The 707-nt window shown below is 65.5% G+C and carries 1 protein-coding gene; it reads left to right on the forward strand.

The window, feature by feature from the left end:
* On the forward strand, window positions 1-679 hold a 679-nt coding region (gene tnpC, locus KNW02_RS20680; protein WP_216035052.1), incomplete at its 5' end, for an IS66 family transposase.
* Between the last annotated feature and the right edge of the window lie 28 nt (window positions 680-707).

Raw genomic sequence — 707 nt, forward strand, 5'->3', positions numbered from 1 at the left:
TCGTCATCTTGCCCAGACCCGCGGCATCCTGCAGGCGGATGGCTACAAGGGCTATGCCAAACTCTACGAACCGGACCATGACGGCACGCCCCGCCTGCAGGAGGCGTCATGCTGGGCGCATCTGCGGCGTGACTTCCACGACGAATGGGACAAGACGAAATCCGCCATCGCGCGCGAGGCGCTCGACCGCATCGGCGCGCTCTACGATATCGAGCGCGAGATCAACGGGCAGCCCGCAGAGGTCCGCCTTGCCGCGCGCCGGAAGCACAGCGCGCCGAAGGTCGAAGCCTTCTTCGCCTGGTCCGAAAGACAGCTCACCCGGATCCCGGGCAAAGGAAACCTGGCCAAGGCGTTCCGCTACGGGCTTGCCCGCCGCACCTCGTTCAGCCTCTTCCTCGCCGATGGCCGTGTGGCGATCGACAACAATGCTGCCGAGCGCGCCCTGCGCCCGATCGGCATCGGTCGGAAGAACTGGCTCTTCGCGGGCGCAGACACCGGCGCCGAAACACTGGCCCGCGCCATGACGATCATCGAGACAGCCAAGCTGAACGGCATCGACCCGCAAGCCTATCTTGCCGACGTGCTCGACCGCATCCATGACCACAAGATCAACCGGCTCGACGAGCTCCTCCCGTGGAATTGGACGCCGATCGCCGACACTCAGGCCCAAGCCGCCTGAGTAACCGCGGTAACAACCGGGCGGTTAC

The sequence above is a fragment of the Paracoccus marinaquae genome, from assembly GCF_018860165.1.
Classification (GTDB): domain Bacteria; phylum Pseudomonadota; class Alphaproteobacteria; order Rhodobacterales; family Rhodobacteraceae; genus Paracoccus; species Paracoccus marinaquae.